Annotated in this window: 1 protein-coding gene; it reads left to right on the top strand. The window is 58.4% G+C overall.

Features of this window, described 5'->3' with window-relative positions; translation table 11 throughout:
- Positions 1 to 28 precede the first annotated feature (28 nt).
- Positions 29 to 208 carry a hypothetical protein gene (locus tag ACFZPT_RS27010; RefSeq protein WP_379559177.1) on the top strand — a complete coding sequence of 60 codons (180 nt, stop codon included), beginning with the start codon at positions 29 to 31 and terminating at the stop codon, positions 206 to 208.
- The last annotated feature ends 30 nt before the right edge of the window (positions 209 to 238 follow it).

Genomic DNA, 238 nt, shown 5'->3' with positions numbered 1-238 from the left:
ATTTATCGATCATGCGTAATAACCGCTGATGCCCCTGCAGACATCGCCCGCCAGTGCGACCCAACTGGCCCAGATGCGCCGCTACAACAAGAAGCTGGAGTGGATGCCGCGCTTCAAGAACCGCAATCGCGTGACGCCGCGCGTGATGCAGACGGTGTTGCGCAACAGCGAGAAAATCAAGAAAGGCCCAGCCGATGAAACCCGCTAGATTCGCCACCACGGCATTCAAGTGCCGGTG

The organism is Pseudomonas sp. MD330_10, assembly GCF_042610415.1.
Lineage (GTDB): Bacteria > Pseudomonadota > Gammaproteobacteria > Pseudomonadales > Pseudomonadaceae > Aquipseudomonas > Aquipseudomonas rhodesiae.
This window is presented reverse-complemented; position numbering and strand designations above follow the sequence as displayed.